Genomic DNA, 8,280 nt, shown 5'->3' on the forward strand with positions numbered 1-8,280 from the left:
GACCTCGCTACCATCCACATCTGGATTAACAAAATATTATTAGTGGGATAGGTTCGTAATGTTTTCAGTTGAGAATGCGTGGGCTGGTTCGACAATATTTGACCCTGTTGTAGATAACTGTACAACAGTAAACTGTGGGTCAGTGGATATTAGTGGCATCTCTGAGAAAAATGCATTTGGTGACTCAGTACCATTTATTGTGCAGGTATTTGGTGATGCAAATGAGTGCATCCGTCTTGATGTAGTTTTCCAAAGTGCAGATACAAAAATAGTACTTGTTTCACCCTCTGGCAAAATATGGAGTAATGATGATACTAATGGTACTCGTCCGTTAGTCGTAGCAATTGGAGATGTCAAAGGTTATTACACTGTGCAAATCAATTATTACAATGGGAACCAAGCCATAAATAGTGGACAAGCATTCACGTTAGCCTACGGACGTTATGTCAGTACAAATTCAGCAAATTGTTCTTCTCCGACAGTATCTGCTTTAAGACCCCTAAATGCTAAATAAAACTGAAGATGAAAGTTAGTAGCCAGCTTACCCTTAGTGTTTGACTTTCTAATGACAAACTGCGGTCTAACGTTGCCTTTGGGTGTGTAGATGTCTTGAGTCAACAGAGTACAGCATTCGCGGATACGGCAAGCACTAAACAGGCAGACACCAAACAGTGGCGCGTTTTGCATAAAACTTGTGCGCTTGACAGTAATAAGTAAATACAGGTGATATTTAAAAAGGAAACATTACTATGCTGATTAGCTGTCTTAGAATACCCGCAGCTTTTGTCGGACTGGCTTTACTATCTACTATGGTTAGTGTTCCTGCGTTTGCCAAAGAGCAAACCAAACTTCAAGTTGTTAAACCACTGACAATCATACAAGGCTCAATCGCTATCAATTCCAGCCGTGTTTGTATTGGTGTTGATGGTGGTCCTTGTTATCCGCCAAATACCCAGACAACTCGCTTGATTGTAATTCAAGGTAAGGTAATTAGTATTGAGGGTCGGACAGCAACGGTTCGCACACCTGACATTAGACCTGTGTGTAAACCAGGTCAGCCCTGTCCACAGTACATCATTGCCGGGGTGACGTTTACCGTTGATACCACTTTTGCTTTGTTTGAGTCCGCAGATGGCACACTTGTCTCTGACTCGCTTACGGTAGGAAAGTCAGTCGTAGTTGTGGGTAGAGTTGATCGTACTGCCTCCCCCTTACAAAATCGGGTACTGCAAGCCCAAATTGTGGAACAGGATGCCGATTGAAGAAATAGAAACTCAGGGCACACAAAGCGCTTGCTTGCTATCTCCCCCGAAAAAATCACTCTCCTAAATGATCTGTGATACCGAAAGTTACGCACTTGGGCTTGATGAGCCGCTTTCAATAGACCTCTTGCAAAAATAATTCATGGTATGATAAGAGGTTTTAAAAATATGCTTTCTATCTCAATCAGACATACTAATGAGGTAACATAGGTTCTCAGTATAGATTTTGATATGCATTTTTATAAAACCCTTAATCATACCACAAAATAATTATGCAAGAGGTCTATTGAGACCACTGCCTTTTCTAACATTGGAAACAAGATTGTAGCGGTTGGAGGAGCGGCAGCTCCGCCGTGGGCAGCCATATTACAGCGAGGAGCAGACCTATCAAAAGGTTTCATTGGTGATTCATTGAGAGATTTGTAAGCCGTTAACCCGGATTTCTCACAAAGAAATAAAAAAAGGTGGTCAAAAACTGCGAAAATGTATATAGGATAAGCATTTCAACAGTTATAAAGTATGACCCCGACCTTCACAGCTCGTACACCAAAACAATTCAAATTCTCCGGGGAAAAATCACGCCCGATTGTAGTTAATTTCCAAGGAGGGACAGTAACATCAGATGCAGGATTAAGCTTGTATCTGCTAATCTATACTTACTTTGTTTCCTTGTCTAAATTTCAATTAATAATGTAGCAAAAAAATGCCTTATATAAGTCTATATAAATTGATTTTTTATTGTTTGTGAGAAATTCGCGAACAAACCTGTTAACGGGTTTAAAAGAGCGATCGCACTCCTGTAATTACTATCACCCATATTCAACAATTGCAATCAATAGTTCAGTTTAGTAGAGTGTCACCCCACTGTTGTAAGCGTTCACGAAACTGGTGTAGTCGTACTCGACTTGAGTTGCATAGTCTAGAGCAAAGTTAACAATCTCATCTTTGAATACAGCCTTGTTAGGGCTGGTGATATCAGTCACTTGCTTGTCAACGCTTTCTGAAACAATGCTAGCATCGTAATCTTGATCAGAGATAGCATGGTTCTTAGCAACGACCTTGCCTGCATATCCCATCGCATCCATGAACTTTGATTTAGTGGTAAGCAACGTATAGTCAAAGTCAACCTGGTAAGGGGATTTTTCATGCAGCATAAAGGGAATGCTACTGACCGTAGTGTAGCCAACTAAAGGGTCAGTATTGGAGAGCATCGCTTTGGTGGCGATTGTCACTCTCGCTCCTTGATGATTTCCATAGACTGAACTTGGTAGTAAACCTGGAGCTGCGATCGCCACTGCGCTAGAAGTTTCCTGCTTCATCTCCAAAATCCGGTCATCATCGGTTGCTGAACTTGGCCCCTCAATCAGCAAGTAATACCAATACTTACCAAGACTACCAGTGCCAGAGCCTAATTTGAGACGAATGTCCTTCAGGGTGTAGTAACTATTGCTGTAGCGCTTACTGCTAGGAATTGAAGCGATGTAGCTGCTCATCGCCCCAGCAATATCTGAGTAGGTGCTGCTGGATACAGGCTGGAGTTCAGAGGTTGTCTGAAAAACTCGATTGCTACTACTATTTAGCAGCGTGTACTTATTTAGCAAACTAGAGCGGCTCTTGCCTGCTGCCTGTTGAATTAAATCCTTGACCACACCGTTGGTATTGCTCTGTTGCAAACGGTATGATCGCTCGTCGTTAGTCCCCTTAAAATCGCTCATTTTGTTGAGGTAAGCATCCAGGAAATTTCGGACAATATCTTGAGCATCACTAGAGCTTAGGCCGTTCTCTTTGGCTGCTAGAAGAATCGAGACTGCCATCCGTCGCAAATCCCAAACGTAGGGGCCAAGATAACCTTCATCAAAGTCAGTGGTATCAAAGACGTTATTATCGTTGCTATCCCTCATTCCCCCAAGATTTTGCATATGCATATCCCCCTCTAAGTAGATGGCTCTTGTAGAGGAATTGACAAATCCTGAACCTGGTAAAGTTTGCATATCACGATAAAAGATGTGAGCCGTCCCTCGCAGAACTTACGCATTGACAGAAAACTGAGTATGTGTACTCAAGCAACTTTCTGTTTTAGATGTTCAAGGATAAAGTCACGAGCTACTTGTAGAGATAAATTTCGCTGGACTTCATACCAGTTTTCAATTAACTCTTCTGTTCGCATTAATTCTAGCTGAGTAAAAGCACGAATTGCACTAAAAAAGTGAGTATGAATAGCCTCAGTTGCTCTCACCATAAATAGATCAATTCCACACACCTGTTTAATAGCTCTGTGGTAGCATTCGATGCCCCAATGGATTGAATGTAATGTGTTAAAATCCGTTCTAGTGATTTCAATTAATGCATCTTTTTGAGGTGAATACATGATGTAATATCTGTGAGCTTCGTTTTTGAAACTTCTCTTAAAGACTTTCACTTGTCCACACTTTTTTAGATACACGATTAAACCAGTTTCGGGAATTTCTAGATTTTGACTTGGGTAAAATTTTTACCATCGACAGAACATGAGCGATTTTTAGCTATACCAGTTAAAAACCTCAATCCCTTGTCTTTAAAGAATTTTATATTGTCTTTACTGGAATACCAAGCGTCAGTAGTCACCACCTGTGGCTCTAATCCCCAAGCCAAAACTTCCGTAATCATCTCTCGCAAATATTCATTTTTTGTCTGACCATCCTGCTTGTTATAAATACGATAATTTATAGGTACAGATTTCCCTGATAAATCAGTGTAATACAAGGTAATTAGCTGAATTCCTTTGACTATACGATGATGCCTTCCCGAATAAGAGTAACCAATTAATTCTGTTAACTTGGGGTCACTATGAGGTTTATCAATTACCGTATCGTCTGCACTTAATCCGCCGCCTACTAAATTGATATACAGCTTAACTTCATCAAATAAATCTTTTGGTTCATACCGCTCACGTAGTAAAAATCTGTTGACACTATCATGTGACAAATCTTCCATGATGTCTGCTAAACGTGTGCAGCCTGGATACTTTGATTCTGCAAGTAAAAACAGGTGTAAGTGTCAAGATCACACTTTGCCGTGGATGGCTTGGTAGTTACTCTGATTGCCCATACCCTCAATAGAGACAGGTAAATTATCCAACTTTCCACTCACCTACCGACTAGCGATCGCATATTTTTTCTTCTCTTCACTACTACACTTGTTGTCTAATTTGTCAATGCGTAAGTCCTGATTGAGACACATACTTGCAATTTTTTTTACTTAAGCCTTCTCACTTGAGAGAAGATTTTACTGATACACTAATTCATAACTAAGATAAAATTCTTTTGGCAGCAGCAATCCCCTGATCCACACTCTCGACAATATAAACATTTTCTGGCGACAGCTTTTTAAAGAAAAGTTGACTTTCTTGATTATTATTCAACAAAATTACTTGCTTATTTGCTTTCAAAGCTAGAGCAATTTCTGAAGCGGTTCCTGTACCCATACCGCAAGCAATTACCAGATCACTGGTAAGAACATTAATATTGTTTCTAGAATTACCCATATCTGTGAAAATAGCAATATCCACCCAAGAGGACATACCATCCTGATTTTCACCTGGAAGAATACCAATAGTTAAACCATCAGCAGATTTTGCACCTTTACTTACTGCATCCATTACTCCTACATTTCTACCACCAGTCAGTAAAACCCATCCCTGTTTGGCAATAAGTTGACCTAGTATATAAGCATTTTGTAAATCATTTGCTGTCGCATTTTCTCCCCGACCCATAACCCCAATAATAATTTTTTGCATCCAATTTCAGATGATACTGGTTTTGGGCTACAAGTGAAAGTGGCCTCCCTGAAAGGGCGATTGGCTGATATGATTCATTTGCTCCCAAATACCAGGGATAACAGGTCGCAGGGATGCGCCCGTTATCCCTGATAATTAAATAAGTTTTGTCGAACTTAACTTTTTAACCGTAATAGCCACGCCAGCATAATACCGATTACTGCCGCACTCGCAGCCCAACTTACACCATTGAACAAAACATTTTTTATAACATAATGCAAACTGCTAACATTACCCAGAAATGCAGTAACAGTCAAGCTCACTGCTGCACTCATGACCCCACTTACAGTACTAACGGGTATCCACCACGCTGCGTATTGAGTGTGGTGGCGTAGAACTAACCATTGGGCAACCCCAAGTAAGGTAAAAGTTATAGAATTATTGATGACATTATATCCGAAAGATCCTATAGTCGCTCCGTAGTATGGTACAAAAGTACGCAAAAACAAACCAAGAAAGCTAGCAAGTATCCACCATCTGGCGTCTGGAATGTAATGGCGTAGAACCAACCATTGAGCGACTCCGATGATCAGACCAGTCATGAATATATGGGAGAAATAATCTTCATCACCAAAAATCCAAGCTCCAAAAATTATTCCGCCTATTGTAGTAGCTATCACCCATAACAACCATAAGAAAAAAAGCCATTCGGGACTTTGAATTTTTGTATGCTCCATGCGGCTTTGTTGCATGAAACAAAAAAAGATATAATATACCTTCTTTCAATAGAGTAGTAAGTTAGTTTTCCACTTTATAGCTATCGGGCTTGCCCAACTGAATCATGCGGTTAAGGGCAACACATTGGAGAAATAACTCAATGGCTTGACTATCAAAACCTCGTCGCCGTAACCGACCCCCAAAAATAGTTTTAAGTCGAAATATAGCGGTTTCAGACAAAGAACGTCGATGATAACCACTTTCTTGTTTCCATTGTTTGCGTCCAAAGAGACGAATCGAGCGCAGATTTTCATCCCTTGGATGTGGCGGTACTTTGCAGCTCTTACGCTGGTGAATCTTAGCATTCAATCGAGGTGGAATCGTGGCTTTGGCCTTTCGCTGGGCGATCGCATCATAGCAGTTGAATGTGTCATAGCCACCATCACCAGATACTTGTTTAATGTCTGGTTCAATCTGCTCTAATAACTCACCTAACACTTCGCAATCTGAGACATTAGCGGTAGTTACCATCGCCGCTAGAATTTCTCCACTTTCTTCATCAACTCCTAAATGCAACTTGCGCCATGTACGCCGTTTCCCCACTCCATGTTAACGAACCTTCCACTCCCCTTCACCATATACTTTTACACCAGTTGAATCCACTACTATATGCACAGCCTTATCTTTGCGAACCACAGGTAGTGACACAGGTAACTTACTCAAACGGCGCGATAGTGTGGAGTGATCCGGCACTTCTAGCTCAATTCCCATTACAGTAAATAGCGATTCTAAAAACCCCTCTGTTTGCCTTCCTGGCAAATGAAACACTGATTGAATTGTCCCCATCGCTGCGATTGCCACGTCGCTGTAGTAATTCGATGCTCCGCGTCGTCCTGTTCTCTGTTCGTTACGCCATTGCTCAATTACTTCCTCGCTTACCCAAAAGCTAATACTACCTCGCTGTTTAAGTGCTGCATCGTATGATTGCCAATTACGAACTTTGTACTTAGCTTTGCCTTTCTTGCTCATAGTCAGGCTGAAAGTGGAGAGGGAATAGTTGATAGATATAATTTACCATTTTCTCTATTCGTGCAACAACGCCGCTCCATGCTGCTATTTCCTCTAATATTGATAGCAAATCTTAACCAGAATTACATTGTCAAATAAAAATTAGAATCCACTATATTTTCTGTGAATTCTATAGATAAATAATTGGATTTAACTGAAGCTTATATAGGATAGGACTTACGCAAAAACCTTCTCAAACTCTCATTTCTCCGTGACCTCTGCGTCCTCTGTGGTTCGTTTTCCGTTACCTGTGCGTAAGTCCTATAGGAGTAAGAACTGAAAACGAATCTTCTAAAAAAGCTTCTTCGACAACAGCACTAGTTAGGCAGGGCAAACGCATCATGTCAACAAGAGGATTTTATTTTCAATAAGCTCGAAGATAGTCGCATTAATCCTTGCTTCTTGACACACCTTTAGCGATCGCTTTGAGTCTTGAAAACTAAACCAAACGAGAAATGCTGCTAAAGTCGTTGGTTCTTTGCCTTGGTTGTGATCAAGAGTAATTTAGATGCGTTTGCCCTGACTAGTTAGGCAAGCGCAGTTCAAATGCAGAATTGATTTTCCTTTCTTAAATAACGATAAACGTGAGAATCCCAACGCTGTAACGTTGCCGACAATTAGCAATATATAAAATCCAATAATCTTTGAAAAAAATATTGTGTCAGTCTTTGAATCTAACCATGTAAATAGCGAATAATTTATATCTTTTCAGTTTTGCTAAAAAGTAATCAGAACTCTTATTTTGTAGAAACCTATCGTTCAACGCATAAATATTGATTTTCATTGTTTTGAGTATGACAGTTCTTAAACTGGAGAAGTGAAAGCGGAAGTCTTCCTATTTCCCGACATTTTGCCCAACAGGTGACAGCATCGATAACGCCGCAACCGCTCTCAGTATTTGATTGTTAGACACTTCTAGGTATCTCTGTAGCTGTTCTAAGTTCCGATGAAGAGAGATTTCCTAGATAACTCTCAGTGGTATGCCAGCGTTACTCATCTGGGTGAGCGCGGTATGCCTGAAGCTATGGGTACTCACTCCAAAAATATCTACGTGTTGACAAGCTGTTTTCAGTATTCTAGCTGCTGAGTCATGGCTGATATGTCCGTTACTGCGATCGGCAAACAGATAATCATCCCCTGCCAATGGGTAGTATTCAACCAGTAAACGCCGTAGGTCTTCAATCACTGGTATGGCCCTAGTGGCAAGTTTCCCCTTGGTATTTGACTTTCTAATGACAAACTGCGGTCTAACGTTTCCCTTGGGTGTGTAGATATCTTGAGTTTGTAGCGTACAGCATTTACCGATTCTACAGGCACGTCAAAGTCTACCAATACCACACCACGCCAACGACCAATAACCGTGCTCACCATTGCTAATGCCCAATAGGCAATGCAAGACAAAGACAAATCTAGCCATGAGGGAAGTAAACTCACATCTTGCACCTGGAAAAATGGATGTGAAAACCGCAACTAAGTGCA

At 40.8% G+C, this 8,280-nt stretch carries 7 protein-coding genes and 2 pseudogenes; 2 read left to right on the top strand and 7 right to left on the bottom strand.

Features of this window, described 5'->3' with window-relative positions; translation table 11 throughout:
- The first annotated feature begins 58 nt into the window (after window positions 1-58).
- Together ACFFAP_RS32445 and ACFFAP_RS32450 are read left to right on the top strand one after the other, a co-directional pair.
- The gene (locus ACFFAP_RS32445) at window positions 59-514 is read left to right on the top strand and encodes a hypothetical protein (RefSeq protein ID WP_375515072.1); all 456 of its coding nucleotides are present in this window, start codon (window positions 59-61) and stop codon (window positions 512-514) included.
- A 235-nt stretch (window positions 515-749) separates the two neighbouring features.
- Window positions 750-1,262: a hypothetical protein gene (locus ACFFAP_RS32450; RefSeq protein WP_375515073.1), complete on the top strand. Its 513-nt coding sequence runs from the start codon at window positions 750-752 to the stop codon at window positions 1,260-1,262.
- 845 nt (window positions 1,263-2,107) lie between these two features.
- On the opposite strand, the gene ACFFAP_RS32455 is transcribed toward ACFFAP_RS32450, so the two are convergent.
- The 7 genes and pseudogenes from ACFFAP_RS32455 to ACFFAP_RS32485 form a co-directional block, all read right to left on the bottom strand.
- Window positions 2,108-3,286, bottom strand: coding sequence for a DUF2252 domain-containing protein (locus ACFFAP_RS32455; protein ID WP_375515077.1), 1,179 nt, complete (start codon window positions 3,284-3,286; stop codon window positions 2,108-2,110).
- Window positions 3,287-3,321: 35 nt separating this feature from the next.
- A pseudogene (locus ACFFAP_RS32460) lies at window positions 3,322-4,342 on the bottom strand (transposase).
- A gap of 206 nt (window positions 4,343-4,548) precedes the next feature.
- On the bottom strand, window positions 4,549-5,037 hold the full coding sequence (locus ACFFAP_RS32465; RefSeq protein WP_375515074.1) for a TIGR00725 family protein: 489 nt from the start codon (window positions 5,035-5,037) through the stop codon (window positions 4,549-4,551).
- A gap of 155 nt (window positions 5,038-5,192) precedes the next feature.
- On the bottom strand, window positions 5,193-5,753 hold the full coding sequence (locus ACFFAP_RS32470) for a hypothetical protein (protein WP_375515075.1): 561 nt from the start codon (window positions 5,751-5,753) through the stop codon (window positions 5,193-5,195).
- 61 nt (window positions 5,754-5,814) lie between these two features.
- Window positions 5,815-6,762 (bottom strand): annotated as a pseudogene (locus ACFFAP_RS32475) (IS5 family transposase).
- Between the two features lie 1,000 nt (window positions 6,763-7,762).
- The gene (locus tag ACFFAP_RS32480; protein WP_375515078.1) at window positions 7,763-8,074 is read right to left on the bottom strand and encodes a tyrosine-type recombinase/integrase; all 312 of its coding nucleotides are present in this window, start codon (window positions 8,072-8,074) and stop codon (window positions 7,763-7,765) included.
- Window positions 7,984-8,235, bottom strand: a complete 252-nt coding sequence (locus tag ACFFAP_RS32485; protein WP_375515076.1) for a hypothetical protein — start codon at window positions 8,233-8,235, stop codon at window positions 7,984-7,986. Before ACFFAP_RS32485 ends, ACFFAP_RS32480 begins: the two co-directional genes overlap by 91 nt.
- Window positions 8,236-8,280: the final 45 nt, after the last annotated feature.

This window comes from uncultured Nostoc sp. (assembly GCF_964245575.1).
In the GTDB taxonomy this organism is placed as follows: Bacteria; Cyanobacteriota; Cyanobacteriia; order Cyanobacteriales; family Nostocaceae; genus Nostoc.

Excerpts from the sequence above, each read along its gene's own strand:
- ACFFAP_RS32450 (WP_375515073.1), top strand. The coding sequence starts at position 750 with ATGCTGATTAGCTGTCTTAGAATACCCGCAGCTTTTGTCGGACTGGCT.
- ACFFAP_RS32470 (WP_375515075.1), bottom strand. The coding sequence starts at position 5,753 with ATGGAGCATACAAAAATTCAAAGTCCCGAATGGCTTTTTTTCTTATGG.
- ACFFAP_RS32445 (WP_375515072.1), top strand. The coding sequence starts at position 59 with ATGTTTTCAGTTGAGAATGCGTGGGCTGGTTCGACAATATTTGACCCT.
- ACFFAP_RS32465 (WP_375515074.1), bottom strand. The coding sequence starts at position 5,037 with ATGCAAAAAATTATTATTGGGGTTATGGGTCGGGGAGAAAATGCGACA.